The organism is Pseudidiomarina piscicola, assembly GCF_902806985.1.
Taxonomy (GTDB): Bacteria; Pseudomonadota; Gammaproteobacteria; order Enterobacterales; family Alteromonadaceae; genus Pseudidiomarina; species Pseudidiomarina piscicola.
The window spans coordinates 665549-683171 of record NZ_CADCXY010000001.1; the positions used below are offsets into that span (position 1 = coordinate 665549).

General features: G+C 48.4%; 20 protein-coding genes. 9 read left to right on the plus strand and 11 right to left on the minus strand.

What is annotated here, in order from left to right:
- Positions 1–26 precede the first annotated feature (26 nt).
- Both phrB and PSI9734_RS03340 read right to left on the minus strand, forming a co-directional pair.
- Entirely contained in the window at positions 27–1430 is a 1404-nt protein-coding gene (phrB, locus tag PSI9734_RS03335) for a deoxyribodipyrimidine photo-lyase (RefSeq protein ID WP_173919680.1), read from the minus strand.
- On the minus strand, positions 1430–2368 hold the full coding sequence (locus PSI9734_RS03340; RefSeq protein WP_173919681.1) for a YbgA family protein: 939 nt from the start codon (positions 2366–2368) through the stop codon (positions 1430–1432). The genes phrB and PSI9734_RS03340 overlap by 1 nt, the downstream gene beginning before the upstream one ends.
- A gap of 139 nt (positions 2369–2507) precedes the next feature.
- Here PSI9734_RS03340 and PSI9734_RS03345 point away from each other — a divergent pair, with 139 nt between their 5' ends.
- From PSI9734_RS03345 to PSI9734_RS03355, 3 genes are all read left to right on the plus strand, one after another.
- On the plus strand, positions 2508–3122 hold the full coding sequence (locus PSI9734_RS03345; protein ID WP_173919682.1) for an LON peptidase substrate-binding domain-containing protein: 615 nt from the start codon (positions 2508–2510) through the stop codon (positions 3120–3122).
- Between the two features lie 91 nt (positions 3123–3213).
- Positions 3214–3795, plus strand: a complete 582-nt coding sequence (locus tag PSI9734_RS03350; RefSeq protein WP_246194702.1) for a sigma-70 family RNA polymerase sigma factor — start codon at positions 3214–3216, stop codon at positions 3793–3795.
- Entirely contained in the window at positions 3788–4474 is a 687-nt protein-coding gene (locus PSI9734_RS03355) for a ChrR family anti-sigma-E factor (protein ID WP_173919684.1), read from the plus strand. The genes PSI9734_RS03350 and PSI9734_RS03355 overlap by 8 nt, the downstream gene beginning before the upstream one ends.
- Positions 4475–4540: 66 nt before the next feature.
- On the opposite strand, the gene PSI9734_RS03360 is transcribed toward PSI9734_RS03355, so the two are convergent.
- The 7 genes from PSI9734_RS03360 to thrS all read right to left on the minus strand — a co-directional run bounded on the left by PSI9734_RS03360 (position 4541) and on the right by thrS (position 11473).
- Entirely contained in the window at positions 4541–4837 is a 297-nt protein-coding gene (locus tag PSI9734_RS03360; RefSeq protein WP_173919685.1) for an integration host factor subunit alpha, read from the minus strand.
- A gap of 3 nt (positions 4838–4840) precedes the next feature.
- Entirely contained in the window at positions 4841–7228 is a 2388-nt protein-coding gene (pheT, locus tag PSI9734_RS03365) for a phenylalanine--tRNA ligase subunit beta (protein WP_173919686.1), read from the minus strand.
- Between the two features lie 14 nt (positions 7229–7242).
- Positions 7243–8223 carry a phenylalanine--tRNA ligase subunit alpha gene (gene pheS, locus PSI9734_RS03370; protein WP_173919687.1) on the minus strand — a complete coding sequence of 327 codons (981 nt, stop codon included), beginning with the start codon at positions 8221–8223 and terminating at the stop codon, positions 7243–7245.
- A gap of 127 nt (positions 8224–8350) precedes the next feature.
- A complete protein-coding gene (rplT, locus tag PSI9734_RS03375; RefSeq protein ID WP_173919688.1) occupies positions 8351–8704 on the minus strand; it encodes a 50S ribosomal protein L20 in 354 nt (117 codons plus the stop codon).
- A 15-nt stretch (positions 8705–8719) separates the two neighbouring features.
- Positions 8720–8917, minus strand: a complete 198-nt coding sequence (gene rpmI / locus PSI9734_RS03380; protein ID WP_126762134.1) for a 50S ribosomal protein L35 — start codon at positions 8915–8917, stop codon at positions 8720–8722.
- 77 nt (positions 8918–8994) lie between these two features.
- Entirely contained in the window at positions 8995–9537 is a 543-nt protein-coding gene (infC, locus tag PSI9734_RS03385; protein ID WP_173919974.1) for a translation initiation factor IF-3, read from the minus strand.
- A gap of 19 nt (positions 9538–9556) precedes the next feature.
- A complete protein-coding gene (gene thrS, locus PSI9734_RS03390) occupies positions 9557–11473 on the minus strand; it encodes a threonine--tRNA ligase (RefSeq protein ID WP_173919689.1) in 1917 nt (638 codons plus the stop codon).
- Between the two features lie 2 nt (positions 11474–11475).
- Between thrS and PSI9734_RS03395 the strand changes: the two genes are divergently transcribed.
- Positions 11476–12501, plus strand: coding sequence for a DMT family transporter (locus PSI9734_RS03395; protein ID WP_246194704.1), 1026 nt, complete (start codon positions 11476–11478; stop codon positions 12499–12501).
- 66 nt (positions 12502–12567) lie between these two features.
- Positions 12568–12777, plus strand: a complete 210-nt coding sequence (locus tag PSI9734_RS03400) for a CPXCG motif-containing cysteine-rich protein (RefSeq protein WP_173919690.1) — start codon at positions 12568–12570, stop codon at positions 12775–12777.
- 104 nt (positions 12778–12881) lie between these two features.
- Here PSI9734_RS03400 and PSI9734_RS03405 read toward each other — a convergent pair whose 3' ends face one another.
- Entirely contained in the window at positions 12882–13493 is a 612-nt protein-coding gene (locus tag PSI9734_RS03405; RefSeq protein WP_173919691.1) for a riboflavin synthase subunit alpha, read from the minus strand.
- 1 nt (position 13494) lies between these two features.
- Between PSI9734_RS03405 and PSI9734_RS03410 the strand changes: the two genes are divergently transcribed.
- From PSI9734_RS03410 to PSI9734_RS03425, 4 genes are all read left to right on the plus strand, one after another.
- Complete coding sequence (locus PSI9734_RS03410) at positions 13495–14583, plus strand: DUF3080 family protein (RefSeq protein ID WP_173919692.1); 1089 nt, start codon at positions 13495–13497, stop codon at positions 14581–14583.
- A gap of 103 nt (positions 14584–14686) precedes the next feature.
- Positions 14687–15073, plus strand: a complete 387-nt coding sequence (locus PSI9734_RS03415) for a DUF6746 family protein (RefSeq protein WP_173919693.1) — start codon at positions 14687–14689, stop codon at positions 15071–15073.
- Between the two features lie 9 nt (positions 15074–15082).
- On the plus strand, positions 15083–15919 hold the full coding sequence (locus PSI9734_RS03420; protein WP_173919694.1) for an AAA family ATPase: 837 nt from the start codon (positions 15083–15085) through the stop codon (positions 15917–15919).
- Positions 15919–17118 (plus strand): vWA domain-containing protein, encoded by a 1200-nt coding sequence (locus PSI9734_RS03425; RefSeq protein ID WP_173919695.1) that lies wholly within the window; start codon positions 15919–15921, stop codon positions 17116–17118. The genes PSI9734_RS03420 and PSI9734_RS03425 overlap by 1 nt, the downstream gene beginning before the upstream one ends.
- Here PSI9734_RS03425 and PSI9734_RS03430 read toward each other — a convergent pair.
- Positions 17072–17527, minus strand: a complete 456-nt coding sequence (locus tag PSI9734_RS03430; RefSeq protein ID WP_173919696.1) for an Rrf2 family transcriptional regulator — start codon at positions 17525–17527, stop codon at positions 17072–17074. The two genes, PSI9734_RS03425 and PSI9734_RS03430, sit on opposite strands and share 47 nt — an antisense overlap.
- Positions 17528–17623 lie beyond the last annotated feature (96 nt).

Sequence of the window (17623 nt, forward strand, 5' to 3'; positions counted from 1 at the left end):
GCTCACCCATAAGTGTAGCTGGTTTTCTACAATGCTTTGAACTTACGCAGAAATTCTTCTCTCGCCTGCTTGTGATTCACAATGGGTTCGGGATAATCCACCGAATTTTGTTTGAGCCATGCTTGGGGCTCATGAATCGCACTCGTTGGACAGTCTGCTAACTCTTTGACATAAGAACGAATATAAGTGCCATCTGGATCAACTTTTTTGCTCTGTGAAGTGGGATTAAACACACGAAAATAAGGCACGGCATCGGTACCGGTTGACGCGCTCCATTGCCAGCCACCGTTATTAGCGGGAAAGCTGCCATCAATCAGGTGCTCCATGAAATAGCGCTCGCCTTTGCGCCAATCGATATGTAGGTCTTTTACTAAAAAATTCGCGACAATCATGCGCACTCGGTTATGCATCCAACCTTCGTTTTTGAGTTGACGCATCCCCGCATCCACTATCGGAAACCCAGTGCGCCCTTCACACCAAGCTTTGAAATCATTTTCGCTTGAGCGCCACGGAAAAGCTTCGGTATGTTGCTGAAAAGCTTTGCCGTAACTTAACCGCGGCACGGCATCCATCAAGTGTTGATAAAATTCCCGCCAAGCAAGTTCGCTAAGCCAGGTTTTCGCGCCCTCGTTAAGACCGTCGGGAAACTCGGGAACCCCACGCTGAAGTCGTCTCGCCGCTGCCTGCGGAGCCAAGATGCCTAGTTCCCAGTACGGCGAAAGTTTAGAGGTGCCAGCAATCGCCGGTCTATCGCGGTCACTATTGTAATCAGCTACCGTGGCGTCGATAAATTGATCCAACTGCTGATAACATGCTTCTTCCCCAACCTTCCAGGCACTGCTATCACTACGCTCATATGCTATCGACGCTGGCAGCTCAGGCGGAGTCACCGGCTGCCGCTCGGGCTTACCATAAGGTGCCGGAACCCCACTTACTCGAAGGTGTTCAAGCCAAGAACGAAAGTAAGGCGTAAATTTCTTGTAGTAGTCACCAGCCTGAGTTCGTAGTACCGGTGGCACCAACACTAAGCCATGAAAATCTTGTACGCCGATGCCCTGTTCCGCCAACCAACTCCGCGTCGCTCGATCGCGACGTTGTTCATCAAGCGGATACTCACAGTTAAACATGACTTCAGAAATATTGAATTCACCACAAAAATCACGCACAACGCGCGGCACGGTTTGCCAATTTTGAACCCGCTTTACGTGTAACTGAATGCCCCACTCGGCAGCTTCTTGTTGAAGCTGCTCTAAATGGCGCCATAGTAGGTCCACTTTAATCGGCGCCCAGTGATGTCGACGCCATTGCTCCTCACTATAAAGATACAAAGCATAGATCGGTTCATCATTAGCGGTGGCTGACAATGCAGCTGCCACCGCCGGGTTATCTCGTAAGCGCAGGTCATTGCGAAACCAAATTAATGAAGCCATTAAAGTGCATACCTCAATTTCAAGTCTTTTGGATAAGGGTTCAAGTAGGTTTGGCCCGACAGGTAGGCATTAGGGTATTCGCGCAAGTAGTGCCGCAGGAGAGTTAATGGCACCAACAACGGCTCAACACCTTCGCGGTACGCTAAAATCGTCTCGGTAAGCTCTTCGCGCTGCGCTTCGTTGAGATGGCTTTTAAAGTAGCCTTGAATATGCTGTAAAACATTCGTGTGGTTGGCCCGTGTTGCAGGGGCTGATAACGCCGTCATGACACTTTCGATATAGCTCTTTGCGGTAGCGTTGTCCACTTCCGAAATTTTCGCAACCCGGCGACCTAACTCGCGATAAACTTGCTGATTATGGGCTAAGAGCAGCAACTTCAAGCTGGTATGAAAGTTCAGCAAATCGGCTTTTGACATAGGGCTCGGCAGGCTTTTCCAGCTAGCGTAAACGAACACCCGCATCACAAAGTTTTCCCGTAACTGCGGATCATTAAGGCGACCATCTTCCTCTAGTGGTAACGCCGGATAACGCTGCTGTAATTGCGCGGCGAAGATGCCTTGTGCTTCTTTTCGCGCGTGCCCATTTTCTGGGTTGTAAAGCTTCACGCGTTCCATACCGCAACTCGGTGACTTCGCACAAAGTACGTAACCGCTGATCTGTTCAATATGAGGCTGAGAGCGATCGGCGAAAGCAATCAACCGCTCGGTAACATCTTCCCCTGTTTTAGGAACAATGGCGCGGGGGCCATCTGGGCTTTGTTCTAAGCGTATGGTGGGGCGAGGCACCGGCATACCTATGCCTACCTCTGGACAAAGTTTGACAAACTGCACATGTCGTCCAAGCTCGTCGGTGCAAAACGCAGAGCGCTTGTGACCACCGTCAAAGCGCACCTCATCGCCTAACAGGCAAGCACTGATCCCTACTTTGATTTGCTGCATACATCCCTCTATTTATTGAACTGCAATTTAAGGTACGCCGACCGCGTAAAAAGGTTCATCGCCATCGATCTAAAAGTTAACCTTTGGCGTAACTAAGCTAATTGAATTTAAACGCTATCAGCTAAAAGAGACGTTTTATATGACTCCTACACTTACCAACATACCATTGTTTCCGTTATCTGGGCATGTTTTGCCCGGCGGAATCATGCAGTTGAAAATATTCGAACCGCGCTATTTGCGTATGATTCGCGAGGTGTGTAGCAAAGGAGAACAGGGCTTAATAGGTATGTGTATGTTTAACGAGCAGGGATCCATTGAACACAACACACATATTCACGCCCTAGCAACGTTAGCGAAAGTGATCGACTTTGAGCATCGCGATGATGGCTTACTAGGGATCACGGTTGAAGGTGTAGAAATAGGTGAAATTACTTCGATAGACGTAGCGAACGATGGCCTCAGAAGCGGCACTATCGAACGTCATAACAACTGGCCTCAACACTCGCTAGATGACGACTATCAACACCTGGCGACACGGCTATGTGAGGTTTACAAGGAATACCCCGAACTCGGTTCTTGCCCGTCTGGCGAGTGCCTCAGCCATGCTGACTGGGTGTGTCAACGATGGCTCGAACTGTTACCCATTAGCGCCCAGGTTAAACAGGAGCTGTTGCGTGAGCAATCGTGCCTGCCGGCATTGGAATACCTAAAAAGTTTAATTCGCGAAAGTGAAACTATAAGTGATCCGGAATAAAGTTGGCGGCGTAAGCTTAAGTAACTTGAGTAAACGCCCTATAGGGAATACTATGCAGACAGCGACTGAAACCAATATAAGATCTAAATCTATGTCCTCTGCGCAGCCTGATAATCCAGACCATGCTGCGGCTTTGCTATCTCTCGTTGCGAACGAACAATCTCGTAGAGCTTTTAGTGAGTTGTTTGCTTATTTCGCGCCACGCTTGAAAGCTTATGCCACACGCCAGTTTGGGAATGAACAAACCGCCATGGATTTGGTGCAAGAAACCATGACCAATGTCTGGAAGAAGGCGCACTTGTTTAAACCTGATCGCGGTTCAGCTTCCACTTGGATTTTTACCATAGCACGTAATATTCGTTTTGATATCCTTCGCAAAAATAAGCATCGCCAATATGACTTGAGTGCTGATGAATTATGGCCTGTGCTTGCTGAGCAAAACGAAAGTTTTAACGATGATTACGGCCTCGACGATGAATTGCTGATGCAGCAACTTGCCAACTATTGTGAGGAACTACCCAAAGCACAACGTACGGTCATTGAAATGATCTATGTAGTGGGTAAATCTCAACAAGAGGTGGCTGATGCGCTAGGCATACCGCTTGGCACAGTAAAGTCTCGTACTCGCTTAGCCTTACAGAAATTGAAAGAATTGGTGCAACGCAATGATTAAGTTTCATCCCAGTGAAGAGTATTTATTTAATTATGTGACCGGAGAACTGTCTCCTGCCATGTTAATGATGGTCGGTACGCATGTCGATATGTGCCCTCAGTGTGCAAATACAGCACAAGAGATGGAAACGGCGTTAGCAAACAAGTTATTCGGTCAAGCACAACTCCCTGAGGAGTTTGAAGCTGGTAACGAAGGCTTCGACGGTGCTGCTATGCTTGCCGAAATTATGGCTCAAACGCCGCAGCAGCATGATGATAAAGTAGTGAAGCTTTCCAACGAATTAATTTTGGAAGGTAAACGCTTTGAGTTACCGGCTACCTTAGCCCGCAACCATCACCGTATTGGTCAGTGGCAGAAGCTGATTGGCAAAATGTGGCGCGCCCCTGTGCAAGTAGGCGGTCAGGATGTTTTAACCATGATTTATATGGCTGAGAACACTCGTGTGGCTGAGCATACTCACAAAGGTAATGAAGCGACATTAGTGGTGAATGGCGTCTTTAATGACGAGACCTCTGAATACCGTGATGGCGATATCATGTTTTTAGATGGTAAGGTCAAACACACACCAGAAACGCGCCAAGAAGACTGCCTAACATTGGCAGCATTAGATGCACCGATGCATTTCACTTCGGGTGTTAGCCGCTTATTGAATCCTTTTAGTAGCTTATTCTTTAAATAGAATCGCCCCGCTACAACATATAAAAAGCCGCTCTTACGGTTGCGTAATGAGCGGCTTTTTTAGTTTCTAGCTCTTGGGTTTTGCAGTGCTTACCCGTTGCTTGAGTTTTTGTCCTGGGCGGAAGGTAACCACCCGTCGGGCGGAAATAGGAATATCTTCACCGGTTTTTGGGTTTCGACCAGGACGTTCATTCTTAGTCCTTAACTCGAAGTTTCCGAAACCAGAAAGTTTAACTTCCTCGCCTTGCTCAAGAGTACGACGGATCTCTTCAAAGAAATTTTCGACCAAATCTTTCGCATCGCTTTTGTTGATGCCAAATTTTTCAAATAGATGCTCGGCCATTTCGGCCTTGGTCAGCGCCATAGCTTACTCCCTCAGGGTTGCCCCAAATTCGTTTGTCAGCATTTCAACCACAGCTTTAACAGCTGTATTGATTTCTTGATCTTCAAGAGTGCGATCATCGTGTTGTAAGGTTAACGACAAGGCTAAACTGCGATAACCATCAGCAACTCCTGTCCCTTCATAAACGTCAAATAAGTTTAGGTCAACTAAATGATTTACGCCAACCTTTTCAATAGCCTTGATAATTTCACCAACCGCTAGCTGAGTTGGTACAACAATCGCAAGGTCGCGACGAATCGATGGGAAGCGAGAAATAGGTTTGGCAGCTGGTAAACGGCGCTGTGCTATCGCATCTAACTCAAGTTCAAACACGAACGTACGACCGTTTAGGCCCAGTTTTTTCTCAAATTGCGGGTGAATAGCGCCGGCATAACCAACACACTTGCCATTTTTAAAGATGGCAGCAGATTGCCCTGGATGAAGCGCTGGATGCGCTTCAGCAACGAAGGTGTATAATTCCGCTTCACCCGTTGTTGCTAATACGGCTTCTACGTCACCTTTGATATCAAAAAAGTCGACGGCGCGCTCGGTTTCATCCCAGTGTTCTAACTGCACTTTACCGGCGCGGATACCGGCCAGCATCGCTTGTTGTTGAACACCATTTTCGGCATCTCGCTCTGGCACAAAACGTAAACCGGTTTCGCAGAAGGCTAAGCTCTGCTGCTGGCGTTTTTGGTTATGCGCCACGGCACCGATAAGGCCAGGCCACAAGCTCACCCTCATGGATGACATATCAACGCTAATCGGGTGTGGCAAGTTTAACGTCGGCGATTCGGCAAATAACAATGCCTGATGCTTAGGATCGACAAAACTGTAGGTAATCGCTTCTTGGTAACCGCGGTCAACCAAAAGATTCTTAAAGCTGCTGCCACTCAAGTGGGCTTCTTTGCGGCTTACCATGCGTAATTGTGCTGCCGGGGCAGCTGCTTCGATACGATGATAGCCGTATATGCGTGCCACCTCTTCAATCAAGTCTTCCTCGATGGCAATATCAAACCTGAAGGTTGGCACGGACACCTGCCATTGGTCTGCGTCGGACACAACATCAAAGCCTAAGCGTTCAAGTATTTCAGTTACCTGCGCGTCATCAATGCGAATACCAAGTACTCGGGCTAAGCGCTCTTTACGCAGGGTTACCTGTTGCGGTTGCGGTAAATAACGATCAGCTTTCGCTTCAATCACCGGCCCCGCTTCACCACCGCAGATATCAATTATCAATTGGCTCGCGCGTTCCATAGCTTGGCGTTGTAATTCGGGATCAACCCCCCGCTCGTAGCGATGTGAGGCATCGGTATGTAAACCAAAGCGTCGCGCACGGCCAGCAATGGCCGCAGGTGCGAAAAAGGCACTTTCGAGGAAGATGTTTTGGCTTTCCGTGGTAACACCACTACTTTCACCGCCAAACACACCCGCCATAGCCAACGCTTGCTCGCTATCGGCAATCACCAGTACATCATCTTGCAATGTCACTTCATTGCCATCTAATAAGGTAAGCTTTTCTTCGGCTTTCGCCATGCGCACTTGCACGGCACCACTGAGTTTGTCGTTATCAAACGCATGCATCGGGTGACCCAACTCCAGTAACACGTAGTTGGTAATATCAACCACTGGATCGATACTGCGTATGCCACTGCGGCGTAACCGCTCAGACAGCCATAATGGCGTCTCCGCCTTCACATTAACGTTCGTCAACACGCGCCCTAAATAGCGCGGGCAGGCCTCTTCAGCAATTAACTCAATGTCACGATGCTGTTGATGAGCTACCGTGACTGCCGGAACCTCTGGCGCATTCACAGCCATACGGTTCAATACGCCAACTTCGCGTGCAATGCCTCGCAGGCCCAGACAGTCGGCCCGGTTTGGTGTTAGATCAACATCGAAGGTGACATCATTTAACTCAAGGTAATCGCGGTAATCCATGCCCACAGGAGCATCACTTGGTAGCTCAACAATACCATCGTGATCGTCCGTTAGACCCAGCTCTGAATTTGAGCAAAGCATGCCGTGAGAGGGTTGCCCACGTAGTTTGGCTTTTTTGATTTTGAAATCGCCAGGCAATACAGCGCCAACGGTTGCGACCGCAACTTTCAAACCTTGTCGGCAATTCGGCGCACCACAAACGATGGTGGTCGGCTCGTCAGCGCCAACATCAACTTCGGTTACTTGTAATTTATCGGCGTCGGGATGTTGCCAACATTTGGTCACTTCACCAACCACAACTGAGCTAAATGCTTCTGCAACTGGCGTAACATCGTCAACTTCCAGCCCAGCCATGCTCAACTGTTCTGCTAATTCAACTTGGTCAAGCGCAGGATTTACCCAACTGCGTAGCCATTTTTCACTAAATTTCATCTCTGCACCCGAACTTAATTAAACTGTTTCAAGAAGCGCACGTCGTTTTCAAAAAACGCACGTAGGTCATTCACGCCATAGCGCAACATCGTCAGGCGCTCAACGCCCATACCAAACGCGAAGCCAGTGTACTTTTCGCTATCGATACCCACCGACTGCAACACTTTTGGGTGCACCATTCCGCAACCCAGAACCTCTAGCCATTGGCCATCTTTACGGCGCACATCGACTTCGGCAGAAGGCTCGGTGAACGGAAAATACGAGGGGCGAAAACGCACTTCTAAAGACTCTTCGAAGAAGTTCACTAGAAAGTCTTCCAAAATGCCTTTCAACTGCGTAAAGCTAACGTCGGTGTCGACCATTAAACCTTCAACCTGATGAAACATTGGTGTGTGTGTTTGGTCGTAATCATTCCGATAAACTCGGCCCGGAGAGATGATCCGTAACGGCGGCTGCTCATGCTCCATGGTACGGATCTGAACGCCCGAGGTTTGCGTTCGCAACATCGTCTTTGGCGTAAAGTAGAAGGTATCGTGATCGGCCCGCGCCGGATGATTCGCAGGAATGTTCAAAGCATCAAAGTTATGGAAGTCGTCTTCCACTTCTGGGCCTTCCACCACGCGAAAGCCTAAGTCGCCAAAAAATTGTTCAATACGTTGAATGGTCTGGGTTACCGGATGCAAGCCCCCGACTGCGGCACGACGGCCTGGCATGGTGACATCGATACGCTCAGCCGCCAATTTTTCGGCCAATTGCGCTTGCTTAAGCGCCTCATTGCGTGCATTAATGGCCTGCTGCACTTGCTGCTTGGCTTGATTGATCGCTTGCCCCGCGGCGGGACGCTCTTCGGCAGATAGCTTACCTAAGCTTTTTAGTTGCTCAGTCAATAAGCCTTTCTTACCCATATATTCGACCCGCACGCTGTCTAATTCTTGTGGTGTCGTTGCCTCTGCGACGGCTGCTTCAGCCTTCGCTACAATGTCATTTAACTCCATGACCTTCCTCGATGATGCGTGAATGCCGACCAGCGGCATAATTGAAACCCAGTATATGCGTCTATCATAGCGAAAAAGCATAAAAAAAGGGAGCAATCATGCTCCCTTTTTCAACTTTCTTCATGGCTTACAGAGAGCTTTTAGCTTTCTCTACCAATGCAGCAAAACCTTTTTGGTCGTGTACTGCAATGTCAGCCAAGATTTTACGATCGATTTCTACCGATGCTTTTTTCAAGCCGTTAATAAAGCGGCTGTATGACAAACCACTTTGACGGGCCGCAGCATTGATACGCACAATCCATAATTGACGGAATTGACGTTTCTTTGCACGGCGGTCACGATAAGCATATTGACCTGCTTTGATAACCGCTTGCTTCGCTACGCGATAAACACGTGAACGAGCACCATAATAACCTTTCGCCTGCTTCAGGACTTTCTTGTGACGCGCACGCGCGATCACACCACGTTTAACTCGTGCCATTTGCTGTCTCCTTCCTTATGCGTACGGTAACATACGTGCGACTAATTGAACGTCGGCTTCGTGCACCATGCTTTTCGCACGTAGGTGACGCTTCCGCTTTGAGCTCTTCTTAGTCAGGATGTGACGCAAGTGTGATTGCTTGCACTTGAAACCGCCTGAAGCGGTTTTTTTAAAGCGCTTTGACGCGCCTTTATTGGATTTCATTTTCGGCATGAAAATAACTCCGCATTGTTAACATAAAAGTGTAACAGGGTGAGCTCGGTCGAAACCTTACTACTTGTAAACCACAGTTACTTCTTGGCAGGGGCCAGAACCATAATCATCTGGCGACCCTCAGCCCGTCTTGGGAACGACTCAAGAGTTGATATCTCTTGTAAATCGTCTTTAATACGATTTAACAATTCAATACCAATTTCTTGGTGCGCCATTTCACGGCCACGGAAACGGATAGTGACTTTAGTTTTGTCACCTCCCTCTAAAAAGCGAGTCAGGTTGCGCAGTTTTACCTGATAATCGCCTTCATCAGTACCAGGACGGAACTTAACTTCCTTCACCTGAATTTGTTTCTGATTTTTCTTTTGCTCTTTTGCGTTCTTAGCTTTTTCGTAGAGGAACTTGCCATAATCCATCAGACGACACACTGGTGGCTCCGCATTCGGGCTAATTTCCACCAGATCAACACCAGCCTCTTGGGCCTTCTCAAGAGCTTCTTGAATACTTACGACACCAATCTGTTCACTGTCAACTCCGATTAAACGTACTTCATTGACGCGAATATCTTCGTTGATACGATTTTTGTCAGCAGGTTTCTGAGTTCTTTTTCCGCCTTTAATGGGTCATTCCTCCAATCAATTAACTAATTTTGCGACTACGTACTGCATCGGTAAGCTCTGCAATAAATTGCTCCAGGCCTTTTACGCCTTGGTCTTCACCGCGACGCGTACGTACCGCAACCGCTTGGTTTTCGATCTCTTTATCACCGACAACCAACATATAAGGAACACGTTTTAATGTGTGTTCACGAATTTTAAAGCCTATTTTCTCATTTCTCAAGTCGGCTGTCGCCCTAAATCCGAGTTTATTCAACTCTTTTACCGTATTTTTTACGTAATCGGCCTGATTATCGGTAATATTCATCACCACAACTTGAGTTGGCGCCAGCCAAACCGGGAAATAACCCGCGTATTCTTCAATAAGAATACCCATGAAGCGCTCAAGTGAGCCAAGAATCGCTCGGTGGATCATCACTGGCGTATGACGCTCGTTGTCTTCACCCACGTAGGTGGCACCTAAGCGACCCGGCAAGGCAAAATCGAGCTGGACCGTACCGCACTGCCATGCACGACCGAGACAATCATGTAAGGTGAATTCAATTTTGGGTCCGTAGAACGCCCCTTCACCAGGCAGGTATTCAAATTCGATACCGTTATTCTTTAATGCTTCAGCGAGCGCTTGTTCAGCATGGTCCCAGGTTGCATCATCGCCTAACCGCTTTTCTGGACGCGTTGACAGCTTCACAACAATCTCTTCGAAGCCAAATGTCTTGTAGGTTTCATAAACCATTTGAATACAAGCACTGACTTCACTTTGTACTTGCTCAGGCGTACAGAAAACGTGCGCATCGTCTTGCGTAAAGCCTCGCACACGCATTAAACCGTGTAGTGCACCTGATGGCTCATTACGATGGCAACAGCCAAACTCAGCCATACGTAACGGTAGGTCACGATAGGACTTCAAGCCTTGGTTGAATATCTGTACATGGCCAGGGCAGTTCATCGGCTTGATTGCGTATTCGCGATTTTCCGAGGCGGTGGTGAACATCAACTCTGAGAATTTTTCCCAGTGACCTGACTTTTCCCACAGCACACGGTCCATCATCAATGGACCTTTCACTTCCTGGTAGTCATATTCACGCAGTTTTTCGCGCACATAATTTTCCAGTTCCTGAAAAATAGTCCAACCGTTGTGATGCCAAAACACCATGCCTGGCGCTTCTTCTTGCCAATGGAATAAGTCTTGCGACTTACCGATTTTACGATGGTCGCGCTTTTCAGCTTCTTCCAACCGCTGTAGGTAGGCCTTTAATTGTTTCTTGTCTGCCCACGCGGTGCCGTAGATCCGTTGCAGCATTTTATTGTCTGAACTACCACGCCAATAGGCACCCGCCACTTTCATCACTTTAAAGTGTTGGCAGAATTTCATCGTTGGTACGTGCGGGCCACGACACATGTCGACATATTCTTCATGATGATAAAGGCCTGGCGAGTCGTCTTGACTAATATCGTCATCAAGAATCTCGACTTTATAAGGCTCATGCCGCGCCACAAAGGTTTCCCGCGCCTGTTGCCAACTGACTTTTTTCTTTACAACTTGATATTCAGTTTTGGCTAACTCTTTCATACGCTTTTCAAGCGCATCTAAGTCGTCTTGGGTAAGGGCTTTATCGATATCAACATCGTAATAAAAACCGTTATCGATCACCGGCCCAATGGCCATTTTAGCCTCGGGGAATAACTGTTTTAACGCATGACCCAGTAGGTGCGCGCACGAGTGGCGAATAATATGCACGCCATCTTCGTCTTTCGGGGTGATAATATGGACCGCAGCGTCATCAGTAATCAGCTCACAAGCGTCCACTAACTCGCCGTTGATTTTGCCAGCGACTGTGGCTTTGGCAAGACCAGGACCGATATCTTGAGCTACTTCGAGAATTGAGACAGGTTTATCGAAAGCGCGTTGACTTCCATCAGGCAGCGTTACTACAGGCATTCTTGAGTTCCTTTAACAGTGGTGACACCTACCATGTGCCACTTGTGATTCAACGAAACGTGAACTATACCGCACCGTGCCTATTGGCGCAACGCAGCTATTGGCGTGAGTTTCAACTAAGGTTATCATCCGCAGTTATGGAATGGATTATCGGCCCTTTAGCCGCTCTCTTCGCCGCCTTGTTTTGGGCCTTAGCCACCCTGCTCTACAGTCAGGCAGGGAGCTATTTGTCCGCCAGCCAGCTCAATTTAGTCAAAGGATTTGTTGCAGTTCCCCTACTCTTTATCGTCGGCCTGTTAAGTGGGCAACTGGTAACGTTTGACGGCAGTACTGCCGCTTGGCTGTTACTTGCCAGTGGTGTCATCGGCATCACCCTTGGCGATACGCTTTATTTCACCGCTTTACGCCGAATCGGCCCTTGGCACACCATGCTTTTCGAATACTTGGCACCACCGTTTGCCGCCGCTATCGCTTGGCTGGGGCTGCGCGAAGCAATGAGCTGGAGCGAAGTAGGCGCAGCATTAGTCGTGTTAGTAGGCATACTTATTATTGTCACAGACCGCGGTGGAGCCAGCGTACGACAGCCATTAACAAAGGCAGGAATGGCCGCTGCAACGGGCGCAGCGTTTTGTCAGGCCTTGGGTTTAGTTATGGCCTTCGAAGCCTTAGCAAGCTTTTCAATTAACCCCTTGCAAGCGGCCTTTGTCCGGCTCGCAGCGGGTACTTTTGCACTCACCATTGCCCTGTTGCTTCTTAAACCCACGATGATCATACAGACACGCGCCGCCTTGCGGCATACGTCCTTACCGTGGCTTCTCATTGCCATCGTTATGGGCACGTTTTTGGCGATCTGGTTACAACAAACGGCGATTGCTTATTTGCACCCAGGCTTAGCCCAAACGCTGTTAGCAACAGCCCCGCTGTGGTTAATTCCTATTCAGTGGTGGCGAGGCGAACCACCTACAGGTCGCAGTATTAGCGGTGCGCTGATTGCGGTTATCGGCATCGCTTTGCTATTTTCCCGTTAAAGTTGGCGTTCCCCAGCATTCATGTTCCATACTCTAAGCATGACAAGCAACGAATGAGGTGCTCTCATGAATGCAGACAAGCTTCACGATGCAGCGGTGTTATGCCCACACTGTGGTCACCACATCCATCTCAGCATCGATGCCTCGCAAGGCGCACAGGACTACCAAGATGAATGCCCTGCCTGCGGCAGTGATATCCATTTAGAGATGTCGATTGATGATGTGCGCGATAAGATTGTCGTAAAAATCCGCAGCGACGACGAGAATTACTACTGACTGCGCGTTGTTCGTACGCTGCGCTGTTCGTATGTTTGTTCTTTTCACAAGCAGCGAAGCGTACGAATAACGAGTAACGAGTAACGAGTAACGCTTTTATTTTTTTAGGCTTTGCCTTCTTGCAGCACTCGCTGCACCGTTTCCACAATAGTGATCGTCTGCTGATCAAATTCAAGATTCACTCGTTGGCCCGGTTTTGCCTCCGCTAGATTGGTTAGGCGCAGAGTTTCGGGGATCAGGTGTAATGAAAAACGTTGATCAGTCACTTGACCGATGGTCAGGCTTGCGCCATTGACGCCAATAAACCCTTTACCGAACACGTAAGGCTTAAACTGAGCTGGGAACTCAATCCACATAGCAACATTGTTGTCACTTGCGGTAATGGTATCAATAGTACCGGTTGTATGAATATGACCTGAAACATGATGCCCACCAATTTCATCACCAACTTTCAATGAACGCTCGAGGTTCACCTCTGAGCCAACCTCGAGTTCACCAAGGTTGGTCAAACGTAGGGTTTCGTCAATGACATCAAAGCTAACGGTATTTGTGCTAAATTGAACCACCGTAAGGCAGCAACCGTTAATAGCAATACTGGCACCGATCTCCAGTTGCGTCAGAAACTCAGGCGCAACTTGAAGTCGAATTTGACGAAATTGGTCACGCTGCTCAATGGCGATGACTTCAGCTTGGGTTTGAACAATACCGGTAAACATAATGATGCGAGATCCTCATCAAAATCAGAATGGCGTTATTGTACGGTTTTACCGACGCCTTTGCTATGTGCTTTGTGGGTTGATTAGCTGGAGTATTTTGAGTGCTTGCAGCCCGGCCCCTGAAGGTCTGGCCCACCTCATTGACTATCAAAGCCGAGTTGCCTCGACGCTCAACCGCAAGCCGGTTGAGTACCAACCTAGTGCGGTGTCTCAACTGCCTGACATTAGAGAGTTGCGCACTGACTACCAGCGCGTCAGTATTTCCCTACTCGATTCTTGGCGTATCAACGAATGTGCGGCTGGTCATCTCATCGCCGAACGTAATAGCGCCCTTGGAAAACTCGAACAAGGTCTCAGCCGCTACCATACCGACCTACGTTTAGTTGTGGCACTGCAACAATGTATCACTTTGTTAAGTGACGACGACCCGGCGCTAGCTCAACGCCTGAGCACTGCGCTCAAACAAAAACGGGCCAACCTAGCAGCGTTAAAACAACAAGCCATTGCCACCGATCCTGCATTACGCCATGGTCTGAGAATAGGCGCGGCGCCGCTCAGAGAATTAAATGCGCAGTCGCTTGCGCAAAGTCTGAGTGCGCTTGCAACTATCGTGCAGTTAGTCGAAAGCCCAACTGATACGTCGCTGTCAACGTCCCAGCTTCCATCCACTGCAGCTGTCGAACAGGCCCTGCAAACATTGCACCAAAGCGATTACCTACCCCAGCTATGGCGCACCTTGCACACCCAGCAACACTACCTAGAGCAACTCGCACCGCTGCTTGTTGATTTAGCTACTGCTGCAGGCTGCGATTCACCGGGAACGCCCGAGCGGGCGACTATTTTACATCGGGTGTTTTTGAAATTTTTCATTGGCCAAGTTCAGCCCCAACTCGCCGCCACTGCTGCTCAAGGTGCTGCCGCGAATCAATTATTACAGCAGTTGAATACCGCAATAAGTAACCCTAAACTCGAGCGCTATATAACACAGCTTCAGGGCTTGTCGCCAAAGTTAACCCACACCACCAAAGCTCATGTGAAACCCTGGCAAGATTTCTTTTCACAATGTGGTTTTGAGCCCGGTGCACAATGAAAAACCTCTGAGGTACCCCTCTTGGTGTATCGACAGGCTTCAGGTATTATTGATAATTATTCGCATTAACCAAGTCGTTTTACTCGAACCTAAGGATACTGTTATGAAACTTCATTTACTTGCTGCATCAGTGCTTGGCTTTGCACTCACTGCCACTTCACCAGCGCTCGCTGACGACGATGACCGTTACCAACACTTTAAAGGACAACCGGCAAAGACGCTTGATCAAGCGCTATTCAATTTAGCCAATTTCAACGCTAAACTTGCCGAGCTGATGGAAGACGGTGAGTTGACACCTGAAGACATGGCCACCGTGCACCAGCTCAGCTACACCCTTGAAAACGCATTGCAGAAGCTCGACGAAGAAGTAGATACCTTGCAAGACGTACTTGAAGAAGTTCACCTTGCCTCAGAGAGCATGGATTATGATACCGTGAAGGAACAAGCTAAGGTTTATCTCGAAACTTCGGCGAAAATCGTCAAAAAATAAGGATCTTTCATGCAGTTTAGTAGTACCTCAAACTATATCGTTGCTGACGAATTAGCCCTAGCGGTGCAAGCCGCAGTCACGCTCGAGAAGCCATTGTTGCTTAAAGGTGAACCCGGCACCGGGAAAACTAAATTGGCCGAAGAGCTAGCGGCCAGCCTTGAGGTACCGCTGCTGCGTTGGCAAATCAAGTCGACCTCGAAAGCGCAGCAAGGGCTTTATGAGTACGATGCGGTGTCACGCTTGCGCGATAGCCAGTTAGGCAGCGATAAAGTTCATGATATCGCCAACTACATCAAGCCAGGAAAGCTCTGGCAGGCGTTTACCGCCAGTGAACGGCCGGTGTTGTTGATTGATGAAATCGATAAAGCTGACATTGAATTTCCCAATGACTTGTTACACGAGCTCGACCAAATGGCGTTTCATGTCTACGAAACGGGTGAACAAATTAGTGCCAAGCACCGGCCTATTGTGGTGATCACGTCCAATAATGAAAAAGAATTACCCGATGCTTTTTTGCGTCGTTGTTTCTTTCATTACATTAACTTTCCAGACGCTGAAACCTTGGCGAAAATTGTCGATGTGCATCATCCAACCATTCAGCGCGACCTACTAGAAACTGCGTTGGAAGTGTTTTTTGATGTGCGTAAACTGCCCAACATTAAGAAAAAGCCTTCTACGTCTGAGCTTATTGACTGGCTGAAGTTGCTTCTGGTAGAAGATATCGGCGTTAAAGATCTCAAAGAAAGTAACGGCCTAATGCCCATGTTCGGCGCCCTATTGAAAAATGAACAAGACGTACAGTTGGTTGAAAAACTTGCCTTTATGTCTCGTCGCCGAGAACGCTAATGCTCATCGAGTTTTTCTTTTGCTTACGTAAACATGGGCTAAAAACAAGCATCACCGAGCTACTCGATCTGCTCAATGCACTCGAGCAACAGGTGGTGTTTGCAGATATTGAAGCTTTTTACTATTTGGCGCGACTTACCCTCGTCAAAGACGAAAGTCAGTTTGATCGCTTCGACCGTGCCTTCGCTGACTATTTTGAAGGTGTTGAACAGGTTGACTTGGCCGAGGCCATTCCAGAAGATTGGCTACGGCGTTCAATGCAGCGACAGCTAACCGAGGAAGACAAAGCAAAGCTACAGGCGCTAGGCGGCCTTGATGAGCTACTTAAAACCTTTCAAGAACGCATGAAAGAACAACAAGAGCGCCATCAGGGTGGTAATAAGTGGATTGGTACCGGTGGCACCTCACCGTTTGGCGCCTATGGCTATAACCCAGAAGGCATCCGTATTGGTCAAGATGGTTCAAATGCGCGGCGAGCAGTTAAAGTTTGGGACAAGCGCGAGTTTCGCGACCTGGATACTGACGGCGAGTTGAACAACCGCACCATGCAACTGGCTTTACGTAAGCTGCGCAAGTTTGCGCGTAGCGGTAGTGCTGACGAACTGGATCTGGATGAAACCATTCGCGCGACCTCTAAAAAAGCTGGGCTGCTCGATCTAAAATGGCGGCCCGAGCGGCACAATGCCGTCAAAGTACTCCTGCTTTTTGACGTGGGAGGCTCAATGGATGACTTTATTTACGAATGCCAACAACTGTTTGCCGCCGCGCGAAGTGAATTTAAACACCTAGAGTTTTTCTACTTCCATAACTGTGTTTACGAGGAAGTTTGGCAGTCAAATGAGCGGCGCTTTAGTGAAAAGACACCGACGCGGGAATTAATCAATCGCTACGGTCGCGACTACAAGCTTATTTTTGTCGGCGACGCGACCATGGGGCCTTACGAAATAGCTTATCCGGGCGGCAGTGTTGAGCATTGGAATGAAGAGCCCGGAGCGGTGTGGATGCGGCGTTTACTTAACCATTTCGACAGCGCCGTCTGGTTAAACCCACAACCTCGAGAACATTGGCGCTGGCACCATTCAATCGACATGATGCATGAGCTGATGAGCGCGCGTATGTATCCAATGTCGTTAGACGGAATTAGTGATGCAATTACGACGCTGTTGAGAAAATCTGCAACAACTGCCCCTGTTTCTTAAGTAAATCATTCAGGGTAAATTGTGCTAAATAGTCGTAAAACAGCTCTTTACCACGCGCCACAATACCGTTGAGCTCACACGCGGGCAATGCCACACAGTACGGGTTGTGGCATTCGATCCAGGGCTCATCCCCCTCTAATTGCCGAATTACGAAATCTAGGCGTATTTCGCCCGGAGCCTTGGCCAGCAAAAAGCCACCGTTTTTGCCGCGCCGTGTTTCAATTAAGTTTAAGCGACCAAGATGATGAACCACTTTGTTGACATGATTCACAGATAAATCAAAGGTGTCGCAAATATCACGAATCCGCGTCAGTTGACCTTGCTCTTTGTCGGTCGTCTGAGCGCCCTCTTTCGCCCCAAGGTACATTAGGATACGTAACCCATAATCCGTGTATTTTTTTAACTGCATCGAACCTGCCTGCTATTTCGCTTTTACGACTTTTTAAGGAAGAAACTTGACCTGAATCAAAGATACATGAATAATGCACTTTATTAAAGATGCATT